The following is a 16,944-nucleotide window of genomic DNA, read 5'->3' on the forward strand; positions in this document are numbered from 1 at the left end:
CTCACCTCCTCTGAAAATCCGCCGACATGAACAAGAGCGCCAAGGCCTGCTGCCGGCTCTCGGCACGGCCGACCGCCTGCTTCACCTCGGGCGCGATCTCGGATCCGAACACGTCCTCGATGATCGCTTGAGGATCGGCCGTGGCCGCCACGCTCTCGGCAAAATTGTTGGCGATGTCGAGCCGCCGGCCGACGCCGTCGATCCAGCTCGCCTCGTCGTCCGGATAGCCCTTGGGCGCGGACGGACGCCACAGCGCCTCGCCGAGCAGCTCCAGGCCGCCGGTGAAGCGGACCGGATCAACCGTCGTGATCCCGGTCGCGCGCACCATGCCAACGCCCCACTCGCTGGGACGCTTGAGTTTCGACGGCGGCTCGCGCCAGGCTTCGTCGGACGACACCATCGCGATCGCGACTTGCTTGAGATCGCCCTCGGTGTCGCGAAAAGTCTTCGCCATCTGCTCGATCAGCACAGGCGGCGGCTCGTCGGCGACGAAGTGCCGGGCGAGCTTGGTCGCGACATGGGTCGCGGTCGCGGGATGCGTGGCGAGATCGCGCAGCACCGCACGGCCCTGCTCGACATCTTCCTGTTCGTAGCGCTTGCCGAGCACGGTCTGCCCGCCGGGCTCGTGCAGCCGCGGATTGAAGGTGAATTCGCCACCGTGCTCGGGATTGTCGCCGGGCGGCACCAGCGTCCATCCCGTCAGCACATTGGCGAAGCTGATGACGTCGTCCTGAGTGTAGCCGGTCCGCACACCGAGCGTATGCAGCTCCATGATCTCGCGCGCGATGTTCTCGTTGAGGCCGCGGCTGCGGTTGATGCCGGCGATCGAGTTGGCGCCCATCGAGCCGAGATTGTCGAGATAGAACAGCATCGCCGGGTGGCCCTCGACGGCCAACAGGAGATCGACGAAGCGGCCGAGCGCATTGGCGCGAACGGCCTCGCGCTCATAGGCGCCGGACATGCTCCGGATCTTGTTGGCCGAGACGCAGAAATGGTTAGACCAGAACCACACCAGCCGCTCGGCAAAGCCGATGTCTGCGGAAAGCGCAGCTTCCGTGCGTACCTTGGCTTCCTGCAAATAGATCGGACGTCCGGGATCGGGAATGGCGTCGGCCGCCTGCTTCGCCGCCATCTCGGCGGCGTCCTTCTCTCCCTGACCTTGCGCTTGGCCCTGCCCTTGCGTCTGGTCTTCCGACATGGTCGGCGTCGCCGCCACCTGCTGCTTTTTTGCCTGCTGCTGCGCCTGCTTGGCGCGCGCGGCGCGCCGCGCATTGGCGTCGGCCACGGTGCGATAGGCCTTTGCGCTGGAAGGAAGGCTGGCGACGGCGTTCAGGACGAGCGGGCGGTCGAGCTCGGCGATCAGCGCGCCGCGCGGGTCGGTCCCGACAGCCGCAATCGATCCCGGGCGCGGCCCCATCCCGAAGCGATGAAGCGCCAGCACAGAATTGGCCTTTGCAGAACTGCTCATGGCGAATGCCCAATTCTTCGAGCCTGCCGACGGTGCCCGCGCAGGCTACGAACTGTAATGCTACGGATCGTAGCATTCACGGCGAGAGCCGGCAAGCGGAGATTGAGAGAGCGCCGTCAACAACTCGGGAGCCGCCGGTCCTGCAGATCAGCGGCGGCAATCGTCCTAAAAATTCGGCCCGAGCGCGATTTTCGTGATCGTTCCGTTTCTGACGCCGATGCGCCATTCCGCCGAACCGTTGGCGAACTGGGCAACATAGATATCGCTGTCGAGCGCGGTGACGCCGCGGAAGGAGACCGCGCGCAGCGCACCCAGCCGCGTCAGAATCGCCTGATCGAACGGAAGCTGCGCGCGTGTGATGTCGGCGACCTCAGACGTCATCCGTTCGTAATCCGGCTGTCCCCTGCCGACGCCCTCGATGTAGCTGCGCAGCATCTCCTCGCCATTGGCGATCGGAACGGCGCGCCGCGCTGCGCGACCAGGACGCGCGCCGAGGTTTGAGGCCTCGACATTGTGGAAGCGCGTTTGCCGACCTGGCACCAGGATCTCCATGCACCGTCCCGACTTGTCGGCAATCACCCACGGATTGTTCACGGTGGTGGTGGAAGCCCAGGTCATGTTGGGCCTGACGACGCTCTGCGTCTTGCGATTGCCGTCGGCATCGAGATTGAAGATTTGGATGTCGTCGCCCATCTCGTTATAGACCATGATCCTGATCGGCGAGGTGCCGGCGTGGCCGCGCACGTTCGCCTCCTCCGCGCAAGGCACGATGCCACCGAGCTCGTCGTTGCCGTCGGCTCGGAAGATCACATCGCCGGCCTTGCCATCGGGCTCGAGCAGCAGGCGGAATTCGGCCGTGCCGTTCTCGAACTTCGCGCCATAGATGTCGTATCCGCCGGGGCCGACGCCACGGAAGAAGATCGATTCCAACCCGCCGAGCGCAACGAACGTCGCGTGCATTTCATTGAGCTGCCGGTGGATCTTGGCGGCGAGCGCCACGCTCATGCGCTCGTAGTTCGGCGTGCCGGCGCGCAGATCTTCGATCCCGCGCAAGATCATCTCCTTGCCGCCGACCGCCGGGACCTGCTCCCTGAAGCGATCGGGCACTTCGCCAAGGCGACGCGCGAAATCCGCTTCGACCGCCTGAGCCACCGCCGCATCGACGCGGGCCGCAAGACGCGCGCCGAAAACCGCACTCTGTAGCAACACGCGCGAGACCCTCGACTGCTCGTCGCGCAGGAAGATCACGAGATGGTCGCCGCGGAAGGAGAAGGCATCAGTGCCCTCGGCGAGGATTTGCGTCGTGCCCTGCCCGGTTTCCTGCAACCAGAGACGGTCCCCATCGCGGCGCACGGTGAGCACGCGGTTCGGCGCAATCCTGTACCAGCCGACATATTGATCGAGCGAGACAGGTTCGGTCGCAGGCGTCGGCATCTCGGCGACACGCACCGCGCGCACGTCGCGGTCGTTCATGCGCAGCATCAGTTCGGCGGAGCGACGTTCCGCATCGAGCGGGAACGTGATCTCGCCGGATGAAGCCATATAGGACGCGGTGCCGTCGCTGCCGACCGTCAGGCGTAGCCGGCGCTGCCCGGTGAGCTGGCCGTAGAGATCATCACCTTCGCGGAAGATGGCGAACACCGAGGCCGGGCCCATCGCGTAAAAGTTGACGAAGGGGCGGTAATGCTGAGCCGGCACCTCTCCACTATCCGCGGCGAGCGGCGCAGGCTCCGGGGTGCGATAGGCGATCATGCCGGCGGACACGATCACGGCGGGAACGACCGCGGCCGCGATCCACGCCCGCTTGCGCCAGCCGACCGCGACGGGCATCGCGGCGGTCGCGATGATGCGCTCGACGCGGGCGCGCACGGTCGAGGCCCGCGCCATCGCGAGCTCGAGCGGCCGCGGGTTTACCGTGCTTGCGAAATCAAGCAGGATTTCCGCGTAGGACAGCCGGTCGTCGATCACCTCGATGGCCTCGGCGTCACTGATGATCTCGGCAAGCTCGGCAAGACGCGCGAGCTGCCACCAGGAGAACGGGCTGAACCAGAACACCGCGCGATTGAGGGAGGCGAGCAGGAGAACATGGAAATCGCGGTTGGCGACATGCGCGCCCTCATGCGCGAGCACCGCGAGGCGCTTCTTGGCATCCCAGCCGGCAAATTGCGGCGGCACCAGAATGGTCGAGCCAAACGTGACGGGACCGCCGACGTCGCGGCTGACGCGCACATCGGCGTCGACCAAGTGCGGACCGTTGATCGGCCTTGCCGCGCGCGCGAGGCGCCAGGTCAGATAGAGGCCGATGGCCAGCCGCAGCAGCAACAGGCCGGCGACGCCGGCATGGACGATTGTGGCGACGAGCCACCAATTGATCGAGACGCCGCTCTGCACCGGCGCAACAATCGCCGCGCCGGGCGCGATCGGCTGCATGGGCTGCGGCATCTCAAACATCGAAATATCGGCAGGCAGGACATCAGCCGGCACCGATACCGGCAATGGCAGCCGGGTGATCGTGACCGTCGGCCAATGCATCACCAAGGGCATCGCCAGCGATGCCAGCAGCACGACGACCCACGCCGTCATGTGGACGTGCGGATTGCGCACGCGAAACAGGTTGAGACCGAACCAGACGACGCCTCCCAGCACAAGGGAGCGCAGCGCCGCCTCCGCCAGAGTTGCGATCATTCTTTCTTCACTCCCCTCGCCTTCTTCGCCTTGGCGACCTGGTCGGCCAGTGTGCGCAGCTGCTGCTGGTCGAGCATTGCATTGTCGACCATGCCGACGAGCACCTCCTCCATCGAGCCGTTGCAGAACCAGTCGACGATGCGCTGCACCGCCTTGGCCGCAACCCGCGCGCGCTCTTCGGCTGCGTGGTAGACATAAGTACGTCCGTCCACCGTATGCCGAGCATAGCCCTTTTCTTCCAGCCGGCGCAGCACCGTCCGGACGGTCGATTCCTTCAGCCGACGCGACAGCTTTTCGCGCACAATTTCGGCCGTGACAGGACCATGGGCCCAAACCAGTTGCATGACCTCGTGCTCGAGGTCGCCCAGGTCGGGCAAACGATCGTCCATTGGCGGCTTACCTTGGTTTCGCATTTTTCTTGTAGCGCTACAGAGCGTCGCATATACGCCCGCGCCGCGCAACGGGGTTTCTACCTGAAATGGTATCGCGTGCTGACCGAACCGGGGAAATAACGTTTCGCAAGTCGGATCGACTTTCGATCGGGCTAGCAGACTGCCCTGCCCCTCACCCGGATTGCGCCGGACGATGCTTCGCATCGCCGGGAGCAATCCGACCTCTCCCCGCAGAAGAGCGGGGAGAGGTTAGGGAGGCAACCTCTCTCACTCCCTCGCCCCGTTCTTACGGGGAGAGGGTGGGGTGAGGGGCAGCCTCCCAGATTCAGATCGAATTGTAAGCCTCAGTACTGCGGCTCGTACATCTGCGACTGAACCAGTCCCTTCACGTCGTTGGGCGCGGGTCCGTCCGCAAGCCCGCGCTGAAAAGCGACATCGGCAACGGCGGCGGCGATGCGGACCGAGACCTCGCGGATGCGCGGCAGCGCCGGGTAGAGGCTGCCTTGCGCGAGATCGTCCTTGCCGACGCAATTGGCGAGCGTATGGGCGGCCGCCATGAACATCTCGTCCGTCACCAGCCGCGAGCGGCTGGCGATGACGCCGAGGCCGACGCCCGGGAAGATGTAGGAGTTGTTGCCCTGGCGCGGCACGAAGGTACGGCCGTTGAGCTTGACCGGGTCATACGGGCTGCCGCAGGCAAACAGCGCACGACCCCCGGTGTAGCGGTAGGCGTCCTCTGCCGAACATTCTGCCTTCGAGGTCGGATTGGAGAGCGCGAACACGATCGGCTGCTCGTTGAGCTCGGCCATCGCTTTGAGCACCTCGGGCGTGAAGGCGCCGCCGACCGCGGCCACGCCGATGATCGCCGTCGGTTTCAGCGTCCTGATCGCGGTGAGGAAGTCGGCGATCGGCGCCTGGTCGGCATGGGCATAACGGAGCTTGTGACCGGACAGGCCTTCGCGGCCGCCGACGACGAGGCCGCGGGAATCCACCAGCCAATTGCGCCGAAGCGCCTCGGCCTCGGAGGCACCTTCCGCCATCATCGCGGACGTCACGAGATCGGCGATGCCGGTCGCGGCCTCGCCCGCGCCGAGGAACAGGATGCGCTGGTCCCTCAGCTTGCCGCCGTTGACGCGCAGCGCCGAAAACAGGCCGGCGAGCGCCACCGCAGCCGTGCCCTGGATGTCGTCGTTGAAGACGCAGGCCTCATCGCGGTATTTGTGCAGCAGCTTGAACGCCGAGTGGTTGGCGAAATCCTCGAACTGGATCAGCACACCGGGAAAGGTCTTTCGCGCGGCGACCATGAACTCGTCGACGAAGCTGTCATAGGCCTCGCCCGTGAGCCGCCGCTCGCGCAAGCCGAGATAATACGGGTCTTTCAGGAGCTCTTCGTTGTTGGTGCCGACGTCGAGCACGATCGGCAGGCACGTTTCCGGATGCACGCCGGCGCAGGCCGAATAGAGCGACAGTTTACCGACCGGAATGCCCATGCCGTTGGCGCCGAGATCGCCGAGGCCGAGGATGCGCTCGCCATCGGTGACGACGATCAGCTTGGCCGGATAGGGCCAGTTCTTCAGGATCTCGCCGATCTGGCCGCGATCGCGCGAGGAGATGAACATGCCGCGTGGCCGCTGGAAAATCAGGCCGTATTTCTGGCAGGCGAGCCCGACCGTCGGCGTGTAGATGATCGGCTGGATCTCGTCGATATTGTCGACGACGACGCGGAAGAACAGCGCCTCGTTGCGGTCGTGCAAGGCATTCAGCGCGACGTATTTTTCGAGATCGGTCGGCAGCGTGCGCAGATTGACGAGCACCCGCTCGACCTGGGTCTCCATCGTCAGCACGCAAGGCGGAAGCAAGCCGCGCAGGCCGAGCGCATCGCGCTCCTTCGCGGTGAAGGCGGTGCCCTTGTTGAGCAGGGGATCGCGCAGCAGCGCCATGCCGTGCACGGAATCGGACGATGTCGAATGGGCGCTGACCCGAGCAGGTCTATTCACGAATTCCCCCAGGGAGTTTCTTATTGAAGGGCGGGCATTGTCGGCCAGCGCTCACCCGAGATCAAGGACGCAGAAGCCTGCGGCAAGCATCGTGATCCCGCACCGCAGCGAGGTTTTCGCGACAGACGGCCGTCGTGCGCGAAAGGTTAACGCCGCAACGGTGGTCGTTCTCCTCATGGTGAGGAGCGCGGAACGCGCGTCTCGAACCATGAAGGCCCCGCTCTCGCCCGCGGCGCATCCTTCGAGACGGTCGCTGCGCGGGCTGCTCAGGATGAGGCAGTGGTATGGGCGACAGCGCTACTCCGCCTTGATGTCGGCGGCCTTCACGATCGGCCACCATTTCTCGATCTCGGACTTCTGGAAGGCTCCGAGCGCTGCGGGCGTTTGCTGATCGGGCGGAGGAATCTCCTGCCCCAATTCGCCAAATCGCTGCTTGACGGAAGCGTCGGCAAGCACGGCGACGATGGCCGCGTTGAGCTTCGTGACGATCTCCTTCGGCGTGTTTTTCGGTGCCCAGATGCCGTGCCAGTAGGAGATGTAGAGACCGGGCAGCCCCGCCTCGTCGACCGTCGGGATATCGGGCGCGGAGGCGAGCCGCGTCGGGGACGTCACCGCGAACGCCTTGATCGCACCGTTCTTGTAGTGCGGCAGCGAGTTCGAGGCCTGGTCGAACATGATGTCGATCTGCCCGGCCACGAGGTCGATCATGGCGGGCCCCGCGCCGCGATAGGGCACGAACTGGAAGTCGGTGCCGGTTCTCTCCTTGAAGAAGACACCGGCGACGTGCGCTCCCGTGCCGGCGCCGGCGGTACCGGCAGTCACCTTGCCGGGATTGGCCTTCAGCCACGCGATCATCTCCTTCAGAGTGTTGGCCTCGAGCGACTTCCGGCCGACGATGAGCTGCGTGCCCATCGCGATCGTCGCGACCGGTTCGAAATCGGCGATCACATCGTATGGCAGCTTGAAGATCGCGCCGTTGAGCACATGCGTGCCCCAATGTCCGATCGTGATCGTGGTGCCATCAGGCGTTGCGCGCGCGACGCGGGCGCCGGCGATGCTGCCGGAGGCGCCCGCCACGTTTTCAACCACGATCGTCGCGTGCAATTCGGCGGCGATGCGTTCGGACAGGATGCGCGCCAGCGTGTCGGTCGGACCGCCCGCCGCGAACGGCACCACGAGGGTGATCGGCCGCGACGGAAACGGCTGGGCGTTTGCCGGTGTGGCCCACGCCGCACATCCGAGCAACGCACACATGACGGTCACATGACCGCGCAGTCCAGCCCACCGCCCCCGCATCAGTCTCTCCCACCCTTTTTGCCGCCCGCATATTGTCAACGGGCTGGAGCCGGAGTGAACGCTGCCGAACGGATGGAGGCAAGCCGGAAATGATGCCGGACCGCTCAGGATATGTACTCATAAACTCGCGCTGCACTTCGTGTGAGGTCCGCTCTGCCTCCGATACCGGCCGTGTTGGCGCACCTCACCCTAGGTCCGAGTTGGGCCAAAATGCGAAGAGCTCAACCTGATCAAATCTGGTCCGCTATGCATCGCTTAGCCCTTCTCGCTTGACGATTGTTTAACCGCAATCAGCATTGCAGTTGCATTGTTTGAAAATCTCTATTGCCGATTGCGTTGACTTCGGGCAAGAGCGATTTCTCGGCCCGGAAAAGCAGATGAAAATAGGCTTGGCACAGAGGCGGATGGTGAGCGGGATTGCCTTCCTGTCCGTGCTCTGGTCTTTCTGTTCTGCGGCAATTGCGTCTGACGCCCAGACCTACCAGACGGCTGCTGCCGTTGCCGTAAGCAAGCTGGACTTTGAGCGAGCCATTCAAATCTACTCCAAAGGGCTCGAACAGCAATTCAGTCTCGAGGACCGGGCGGAGCTGCTGCGGATGAGGGGTGTAACCGCTCAGCTGGCAAAAAGATGGGATCAAGCCGAAGCCGATTTCACGGCGGCCGTCGAAATGGTCGGCTCTACCGACCCGCGCGCTTATATGGCCCGCGGCTTTTTCTATCACCACCAAGGTCGGTTTGAGCTTGCGCTGGCCGACTACACCGCCGGGGCGAAGCTGTTCCCGGATAACGGGGCTTTCCCCAATGGCCAGGGGCTGGCGCTTACGGAACAGGGCAAGTTCAAGGAAGCAATCAATCGGTTTGACGAGGCAATAAGACTTGATCCGACGTCGGGCGTCTTCATGTTTGGACGGGCCGAGGCCTACAATCGTTCGGACCAACCGCAAACCGCGCTGGACGATTACGACAAGGCGCTGGCACTCGGGTATCTTACGCAAGACGATATCTATCGACTTCGCGTGGGCGTCGGAGGCGCACATCTCAAACTGAAGAATGAGAAGGCCGCGATCGAAAGCTTGAATAAGGCTGTCGAACTCAGCCCCAACTCCACTACGGCCCTGAGGTATCGAGGACTAGCCTATGAACGGGCAGGCGAGCTTGATCGTGCGTATCGCGACTACGAGGCCGTCTTAAAACTGAAGCCTGGCGACGAATTCGCCGTGAAACGGCTGCAGAGACTCCGCTCGAAGTAGGGATCAACGGTCGCCTGATCTACAGCCGTTACCTCGGATATAGCTGCTCGAGTAGCCTCGGAAACTGAAGGCGTCAGGACCGCTCTGGGTCACGAGCCGCCGATCACACGCAAGGTGGGAGACTTCCGCTTCGGATTGGTAAGCCGACGTTTATGGGCACGCCCTATCCTGCCGCTCGCCTTGGCGTCAGATGAGCGGCGCTATCGGCCGGCGGCGCGATGTGCATCAGGATGGTCTGGGTGGCGGATGCAACCTCGATGCCGTTGTGCTGGAAACGCTGCTTCATGCGGCGGTTGAATTCACGCTGCACCGGCCAGCGGCCGGCCTCGGTGCAACGGATCTGGCCGACGATCGACACCATGGCGCCGTCGACCTTGTCGATGCCCCAGAGCTCGAGATCGCCGCGGATCAGGCTGCGGAATTCGACCTCGCGGCGCATCTCGTCGACGATATCCTTGAGGATCTGGCCGGCGCGGTCGGTATCCTCCTTGTAGGCGACGTTGACGCTGACGGACGCATTGCCGGCGCCACGGCTGGCATTGGTGATGGTGGTGACCGCGCTGAACGGCACGATGTGCACGGCACCGTCGCCGGCGCGAAGCCTGATCGTGCGGATCGAGACGTTCTCGACCACGCCCGATAGCCCCGACACGCTGACGCTGTCGCCGACCTGGACGGTGTTCTCCAGCAGCAGGAACAGCCCGGTGATGAGATCCTGCACCAGCTTCTGCGAGCCGAAGCCGATGGCGATGCCGACGATGCCGGCGCCCGCCAGCAGCGGCGCGACGTTGACGCCGATCTCGCTGAGCGCCGTGAGGCCGACGACGGTGGCGATCACGCACAGCAAGGCCGTCCGCAGCATCGGCTGAAAGGTCCGCAGCCGCGCGGCGCGGGCATAGTGCCCGTCGCGCGACAGCGTATTGATCTGGCGGTCCAGCAGCGCGTTGCTGGCTTCCCAGATCGCCGCTGCAATGAATACGGCAAGTCCGATCGTCACCACCGCCGAGATCAGCCGGCTGCCGATCTGGCCGCCATAGAACCAGACGACGGCGTCGACGCCCCAGACTTCGAGCACGGCCACCAGGCCGATGAAGGCGATCACGCCGGATACGATCTTGCGCAGCAGCGGCAGGTAGCGGTTGGCGCGGATCTCGAGGCCCGGAAAGCGCTGGAGTATCTCCGGCTTGATGCGGAAGCCGCGGTCGATCAGGCCCAGCGTCAGCATGATGGCAACGCGCGTGATCAGCGCCACCGCGATGGTGCCGACGAAATATTGCAGCAGCAATGAATAGCCGTTGCGGATGTTCAGCGCCCACACCGCCCACAGCGCCAGGTCGAGCGCGATGGCAAGATAGTGCCAGCCGCCCGCGATGCGGTTGCGCAGACCCGCCGCGATCCCCTGCCGGTCGGCCGGCGCGCGGATGGCTTCGGCGACCTGGCGGCGGCATTGCAGGATGATGACGACGATGAAGAGATGCACGACCAGCATCACCATGCGCAGGAGCGCGGCATAGCCGCCGCGATGCAGGCCGAGCAGCAGCGCCACATTGGCAAAGGCGATGCCGGAGACGCCGACACCGACGATACGGCGCGCCCAGATCTCGATATAGGCGGCGGTTTCGGCCCTGACCGGAAACAAGCCGAACGGTCCCGCCAGCACACGGACCACACAGATGAGCCCGCGCGAGAACGCATAGGCGTTGACGACAGCGAGGATCACGAGGCGGACGGTGGTGGGCTCGCCGATCTCGGTGCCGAGCAGCGCCGTGGCGATCCCGACAAAGACCAACACGGGTAGCAGCTCGAGCAGGAAGCGTCCCAGCACGAGGGGCAGCCGCAGCATGATTTGCCAGGCCCGCGCCAGGCTGTGGCGGCGCCTGTGCAGTTCAGGCGCGGGGGTGACATCGGCGACCGATGACGGCGGATCGGCAATGGGCAACACCTGCACCGGCAGGCGCGCCGTTTGCGGCATGCGCCCTTCCAGGAACACGACGGGGCGCCGGATCAGACGGAACATCAGCCATTCGGCGCAGAAAGCGGAGCCGAAGACCAAGGCGAGCTTCCAGGCGATCTCGATCAGGAGATTGTAGGCCGCGGGGTCGTTCGCGGTCCGCACGATCCAGTAATAGAACGCCGGAAAGTGCGTGAGCGTCCTGGCCATATCGGCAACGTCTCGCGAAATTTCGCCGATTTCCTCGGACACGGTGAGCATGAGCTGCGCACCGAGGCCGTCGGCCGCCAGCGGGATCGGCGATTTTGGCTCGGGCGCGGGCTGCTGTGCACCAGACGCATTGGCGATCGCGCGCAGCGTGTCGATCATCTGCCCGCGCTTCTTGTCGTCCTGCAGCGTCTCCAGCGCGCGCTTGGCCTCATCGGGCGACAACGCGGCAGCGCTATTCGCCGCCGGTGCGGGCGGCGCGGCGCTGACGCTGGAGAGAGACGAAATCGCGATCAAGAGCGCGGCGAGAAGCGCGGAGGCAAGCTTATGCGACACGAGGGATTCCCTGGGAAAAATGAACGCGACGGCGACGTCGGGACCGTCACCGCCGAAGCACATGCATCATGTCGGATCGACGCTATTCGCCCGGGCGCTGTGTCGGAAGTTGGCCAATGAGGCGACATTCTCTTGGCATTTGCCGCGGTGCAGGAAACGGGAACCGCGGTCTCAAGCCGGGACGTGCAGCGATTGAATGCGGCACGCGGCTGGAAGCTCGGCTGCGGCCATCCTTCGAGACGCCCGCCTGCGGCGGCCCCTCAGGATGAGGGATGAGTATGCGGCAGCGTTTCAAGGCAGATGGCGCAGCTGAGCCTCATCCTGAGGAGCCGCGGAACGCGGCGTCTCGAAGGACGAGGCGCTCGCTCAGGCGCCGCTGAGACGTCATCTGCGATCACCCTGATATGCGATCGCCCTGCGTCATTCCGGGAGTCGGCCCGGAATGACGCGATGAGGAGGAGGAGAGAAGCACGATGTCAAAAGCGCGGCGGCCTTGTCACGGCCATCCGACATGATCGCTGTGATGCAATCGATGTGATGCAGAATACAGCGCCGGGCAGGTAGGGGCTATGCCACACTGATGCAGCCCTCTAAACCTTGGCCCGGCGTGCCGTTCGCGGTTCTGCCGCTATGCGATAGTCCGAACGAGCTCCATCGCACTTAACGCGGCTGGATCTGCGGAGGTGGTGTCATAGACCTCCCCTTGCTCTTGATGTGGACGTTGCGCGTCGCTTGTTTGCGACCATTGCGATGGTCCTCCCGTGACGCAGGACTGTCAAGCAAGATCGACGGCGCGCAAATCACATTTGAGAACGCGTTCCATCTCACCGCGACGGATTCGCTGCAGCGAAATACGGGAAGTAGGTGAATTACGAGACTGCCCTTCCTGCAAATGTGGACAGCTTCTGCTACGGGCGGCGGCGCCGGTCCTGAGGAATTTGGGGATGATGACATCATACCCCTGTTTTGCCCGACGGATCAAGCGATTTCGTTAAATCAGCAATGAATCCGCAAGCCTCGCGCTGACCTTCAAGTCATTGATTTCGTTATTCCCGGCTACTGTGCATGGGGTTGTTTTCGCGTTTTTTGTTTCTTGCCCGCCTTCTCCTCCTTCTCCAGCGCCTTGCGCACCTCGTCGAATTCGCCCAGCGAAGCCTTGTCGGCGCGGGGGAAGCGCAGATCGAGCTGTTCGAGCGCCGCGACGATGGCCGAGCCGATCACCACGCGGGCGAACCATTTGTGATCGGCCGGCACGACATACCACGGTGCATGCGGCGTCGCCGTGTGCCGGACGATGTCCTGATAGACCGCCTGATAGCGCGGCCACAGCGCGCGCTCCTTGATGTCGTCCATGGAGAACTTCCACTGCTTGGACGGATCCTCCAGCCGGTCGAGGAAGCGCTCGCGCTGCTCGTCCTTGGACAGATTGAGGAAGAATTTCAGCACCACGGTGCCGTTGCGCGAGAGGTAGCGCTCCCAGGCGGCGATGTCCTCGAACCGCTCCTTCCAGATGCTCTTGGTGACGACCTTTGGCGGCAGCTTCTCCTTGGCGAGTATCTCCGGGTGCACGCGCGTCACCAGACATTCCTCGTAGTGGGAGCGGTTGAAGATGCCGATATGGCCCCGCTCCGGCAGCGCGACCGCATGGCGCCAGAGGAAATCGTGATCGAGCTCCTTGCTGCTCGGCGCCTTGAAGGCACTGACTGCGCAGCCCTGCGGATTGATGCCCTCGAAGATCGCCTTGATCGCAGAATCCTTGCCGCCGGCGTCCATCGCCTGGAACACGATCAGCACCGACCAGCGGTCCTGGGCGTAGAGCTTCTCCTGAAACGCGATCAGCCGCTTCTTGTTGGCCTCGAGAATGTCCTGCGCCTTCTCCTTGTCGAGATCGCCCTTCTCGTCGGTCTTGTGGTCCTTGAGGTGAAACTTGCCCGAACCATCGTAGCGGAATGGCGTGATGTAGCGGTCAAGCTCCTGGGCGAGCGATTTGGACGACTTCTTGCTCATGAGCGCGGGGCACCTTGCGTTGCGGCTTTAATCGGTCGAGCAAGCTACCAAGGATGCCCTTCGGAAGGAATATGATGAAAAGCACGAGCAGCACGCCGTAGACGAGATTGTCCCAGCCGACCGCCTTGGTGCCAAAGCCGATGCGCAGGGTCTCGGCCAGCATAATCGTGATGACGGCGCCGAAGGTCGGGCCGAGCGAGACGAACAGGCCGCCGACGATGGCCGCGAACACCATCTGCAGCGACACCGCGATGCCGCTGACCGTGTCGGGCGTAATGAACATCTGGTACTGGCAGTAGATCGCGCCGGCCAAGGCCGTCATCAGCGCGCTGAGCAGCGTGATCTTCAGCTTCTCCGCGGTGACGTCGACACCGGCGGCAGCCGCGGCGTCCTCGTCCTCCGAGATCGCCTCCAGCGCATAGCGCGCCATGCTGCGATCGACCCAGTGCCAGACCACGATGCCGAACAGCCAGACCCCGAGCGCGATCAGGTACCAGGTGATCTTGTCGTCGAATTGCAGCGACCAGAGCTTGTTGCCCGCGGCCCGGTTCGGCGTGTAGCCGAGCGAGCCGCCGGTGTAGTCGCGCGTCGCCGTGATGACCTGGAGCACGATCCCGGAGAGCGCGAGCGTCACCAGCACGAAATAGTGCCCGGTGATGCGGAAGCGGAAACAGGGGTAGCCGACGATCAGCGCCAGCGCGCCGGCGGCGATCATTCCGATAGGGATGCCGATCCAGGGCGACCATCCCAGGTGATTCCAGAGTAGCGCGGTGACATAGGCGCCTATTCCCATGAACCCTCCATGGCCGAGCGAGACCAGGCCGAACCGCCCCATCATCGACCATGACGTATAGGCGAACGACCAGATCAGGATCAGCACCAGGATGTGCAGATGATAGGGATCGCGATAGACGAAAGGCAGCGCGACCAGTGCCGCCAATCCCGTCGCCCAAGCTGCAAGCCGTCCCCGCCCCATCATCGGCGCCTCGCGAGCAGGCCCGCGGGCCGGATGAACATCATGACGATAAAGAAAGCGAAGGCGAGCACATAGCCCCATTCGAGATCGGAGAACAGGCCGCCGAGCGAGATGATCTCGGCGAACACGAAGGCCGCGATGAAGCCGCCGATGAAATTGCCCAAGCCCCCGAGCACGCAGATCAGGAAGGTGATCGGCCCGAACGACAGGCCGACGAACGGATGCACGTCATATTGCAGCACCAGCAGGCACGCTGCGAGCCCGGCCAGTCCCCCGCCGATCGCGGAGGTGATGAGATAGATCCGCTTGGTGTCGACGCCCATCAGCGCCATGATCTGCCGGTCCTGCGAGATCGCGCGGATCGCGGTGCCGGTGAAGGTCCGCGTCATGAACAGATAGACGGCGACCATGCCGACCAGCGCAGCCAGGAAGGACAGAAGTCGTGCGTAGCTGAAATTCATGTCGCCGAAGGCGAGCACCGGCAGGCGGATGCCGAGGTTGCGGAAGTCGATGCCGAAGGCGACCGTGGCAAAGCTCTGCAGCACGAACAGCACCCCGCCGGTCGCCAGCAACTGGTTGATCGGCGGCGCAGTGAGCAGCGGCGCGATCACGAGGTAATGCAGCGCCGCGCCGAGCAAGGCGACCAGCAGGATGGTGAGCGGCGCGGCGAGGAAATAGCTGATGCCGTAATACTGCACCAGGAAATACATGGCGTACATGCCGATCATCACCAGCTCTGCGTAGCAGATCCAGGTCACGTCGATGACGCCGAAGATCAAATTGAGCCCGAGCGCGAGCAGCGCCAGCACGCCGCCGAGCAGGATGCCGTTGATCACGGCCTCCAGCAGGTAGATGTCGAAAATGTCCAGAAACGCTTGCATGCCCGCATCAACCTCACACGCCGAGATAAGCTTCCTTGACCGTGTCGCTCGCCAGCATCTCGGCCGAGGTGCCTGAGGACCTGATCGAGCCCGCTTCGATCAGATAGGCGCGATCGACCACTTTCAGCACCTGCTGCACATTCTGCTCGACGATCAGCACGGTCAGCCCGCTGGCGCGGATCCGCTTCACCAGCTCGAACACCTGCTGCACCACGACCGGCGCGAGCCCCGCCGACGGCTCGTCGAGCAGCAGCAGCTTTGGATTCGACATCAGCGCGCGGCCGATCGCGCACATCTGCTGCTCGCCGCCGGACATGGTGCCGGCCATCTGGTGGCGGCGCTCCTTCAGGCGCGGAAACAGCTCGAACACCACGTCCAGCCGCTCGGCATAGTGGCCGCGCGCCTCCTGCATGAAGGCACCCATCTTGAGATTGTCGTCGACCGAGAGCTGCGGAAACAGCCGCCGGTTCTCCGGCACATGCGCGATCCCGAGGCTGACGATCTTGTGCGGCGGCGTGGCCACGACATCGACGGCTTCCATTCTGATCGAGCCACGCGAGGGGCGGATCAACCCGGAGATGACGCGCATCAGGGTGGTCTTGCCGGCCCCGTTCGGCCCGATGACGCCGACAGCCTCGCCCGCCTTCACGTCGAGATCGACGTCGAACAGTGCCTGGAAGGTGCCATAGCCGGCATTGACGCCGCGGAGCTCAAGCATCACTGCACCCCCGCGCGGCGGCGCGCTGCGGCGGCCGCGGCCTGCGTGGTCTCGGCATCGGTGCCGAGATAGACCTCGATGACACGGGGATCGCCGGCAACGGCACTCGGCAATCCTTCCGAGATCTTCTCGCCGTGATCGAGCACCATGACGCGATCGACGACGCGCATCAGCACACCCATGATGTGCTCGACCCAGATGATGGTGATGCCGAGCTCGTCGCGGATGTTGCGCAGCATGTCGGCCGCCTGCCCCATCTCGGCCTCGTCGAGGCCGCCGAGGCTCTCATCGGCAAGCAGAAGTTTTGGCGCGGTGGCGAGCGCTTTCGCCAGTTCGAGCTTTTTCAGGCCGGCTGCGCCGAGGCCATCGACACTGGCATGCCGATCGGTCGGCAAGCCGACCATCGCCAGCGATCGTTCGGCCGCCTCCTCGGCCCTGGCACGGCTGTGGCGGCCCTGGCCGTAAAATCCGGCGAGCGCGACGTTCTCGAAGATCGTCAGGCGACGGAATGGCCGCGGGATCTGGAAGGTGCGGCCGATGCCGCTGTTGATGATCCGGTGCGGCGGAAGGCCTGCGATCTCGGAGCCGTCGAACAGGATCGAACCGGACGTCGGCGCCAGCGTGCCCGAGAGCATATTGAAGATCGTGCTCTTGCCCGAGCCGTTGGGGCCGATCAGGCCGAGGATCTCGCCCTGGCCGACCTTGAACGACACATTGTTGACGGCGGTGAAGCCGCCAAACCGCTTCACCAGCCCGCTGACTTCCAGCACCGTCCCGCTC

The 16,944-nt window shown here is 64.2% G+C and carries 12 protein-coding genes; 1 reads left to right on the forward strand and 11 read right to left on the reverse strand.

Annotated features, from left to right (window positions below):
- Position 1: 1 nt before the first annotated feature.
- The 5 genes from AC0L3J_RS29765 to AC0L3J_RS29785 all read right to left on the reverse strand — a co-directional run bounded on the left by AC0L3J_RS29765 (position 2) and on the right by AC0L3J_RS29785 (position 7,838).
- On the reverse strand, positions 2-1,468 hold the full coding sequence (locus AC0L3J_RS29765) for a DUF1800 domain-containing protein (protein WP_473349389.1): 1,467 nt from the start codon (positions 1,466-1,468) through the stop codon (positions 2-4).
- A gap of 165 nt (positions 1,469-1,633) precedes the next feature.
- Positions 1,634-4,153 (reverse strand): M56 family metallopeptidase, encoded by a 2,520-nt coding sequence (locus AC0L3J_RS29770; protein WP_473349390.1) that lies wholly within the window; start codon positions 4,151-4,153, stop codon positions 1,634-1,636.
- Entirely contained in the window at positions 4,150-4,542 is a 393-nt protein-coding gene (locus AC0L3J_RS29775; protein ID WP_473349391.1) for a BlaI/MecI/CopY family transcriptional regulator, read from the reverse strand. Before AC0L3J_RS29775 ends, AC0L3J_RS29770 begins: the two co-directional genes overlap by 4 nt.
- A 347-nt stretch (positions 4,543-4,889) precedes the next feature.
- Entirely contained in the window at positions 4,890-6,542 is a 1,653-nt protein-coding gene (locus AC0L3J_RS29780) for an NAD-dependent malic enzyme (RefSeq protein WP_473349392.1), read from the reverse strand.
- A gap of 297 nt (positions 6,543-6,839) precedes the next feature.
- Positions 6,840-7,838, reverse strand: coding sequence for a tripartite tricarboxylate transporter substrate-binding protein (locus AC0L3J_RS29785; protein WP_473349393.1), 999 nt, complete (start codon positions 7,836-7,838; stop codon positions 6,840-6,842).
- A gap of 311 nt (positions 7,839-8,149) precedes the next feature.
- On the opposite strand from AC0L3J_RS29785, the gene AC0L3J_RS29790 reads away from it, so the two are divergent.
- Entirely contained in the window at positions 8,150-9,088 is a 939-nt protein-coding gene (locus tag AC0L3J_RS29790) for a tetratricopeptide repeat protein (RefSeq protein ID WP_473349394.1), read from the forward strand.
- A gap of 163 nt (positions 9,089-9,251) precedes the next feature.
- Here AC0L3J_RS29790 and AC0L3J_RS29795 read toward each other — a convergent pair whose 3' ends face one another.
- The 6 genes from AC0L3J_RS29795 to AC0L3J_RS29820 all read right to left on the reverse strand — a co-directional run bounded on the left by AC0L3J_RS29795 (position 9,252) and on the right by AC0L3J_RS29820 (position 16,934).
- Entirely contained in the window at positions 9,252-11,582 is a 2,331-nt protein-coding gene (locus AC0L3J_RS29795; RefSeq protein WP_473349395.1) for a mechanosensitive ion channel domain-containing protein, read from the reverse strand.
- A 1,056-nt stretch (positions 11,583-12,638) separates the two neighbouring features.
- Positions 12,639-13,589 (reverse strand): polyphosphate kinase 2 family protein, encoded by a 951-nt coding sequence (locus AC0L3J_RS29800; RefSeq protein ID WP_473349396.1) that lies wholly within the window; start codon positions 13,587-13,589, stop codon positions 12,639-12,641.
- Positions 13,549-14,568 carry a branched-chain amino acid ABC transporter permease gene (locus AC0L3J_RS29805; RefSeq protein WP_473349397.1) on the reverse strand — a complete coding sequence of 340 codons (1,020 nt, stop codon included), beginning with the start codon at positions 14,566-14,568 and terminating at the stop codon, positions 13,549-13,551. The genes AC0L3J_RS29800 and AC0L3J_RS29805 overlap by 41 nt, the downstream gene beginning before the upstream one ends.
- Complete coding sequence (locus tag AC0L3J_RS29810) at positions 14,565-15,446, reverse strand: branched-chain amino acid ABC transporter permease (protein WP_027519515.1); 882 nt, start codon at positions 15,444-15,446, stop codon at positions 14,565-14,567. Before AC0L3J_RS29810 ends, AC0L3J_RS29805 begins: the two co-directional genes overlap by 4 nt.
- A 13-nt stretch (positions 15,447-15,459) precedes the next feature.
- Entirely contained in the window at positions 15,460-16,164 is a 705-nt protein-coding gene (locus tag AC0L3J_RS29815; protein WP_473349398.1) for an ABC transporter ATP-binding protein, read from the reverse strand.
- Entirely contained in the window at positions 16,164-16,934 is a 771-nt protein-coding gene (locus tag AC0L3J_RS29820; RefSeq protein WP_027519517.1) for an ABC transporter ATP-binding protein, read from the reverse strand. The genes AC0L3J_RS29815 and AC0L3J_RS29820 overlap by 1 nt, the downstream gene beginning before the upstream one ends.
- Between the last annotated feature and the right edge of the window lie 10 nt (positions 16,935-16,944).

This window comes from Bradyrhizobium sp. Kon37 (genome assembly GCF_055807535.1).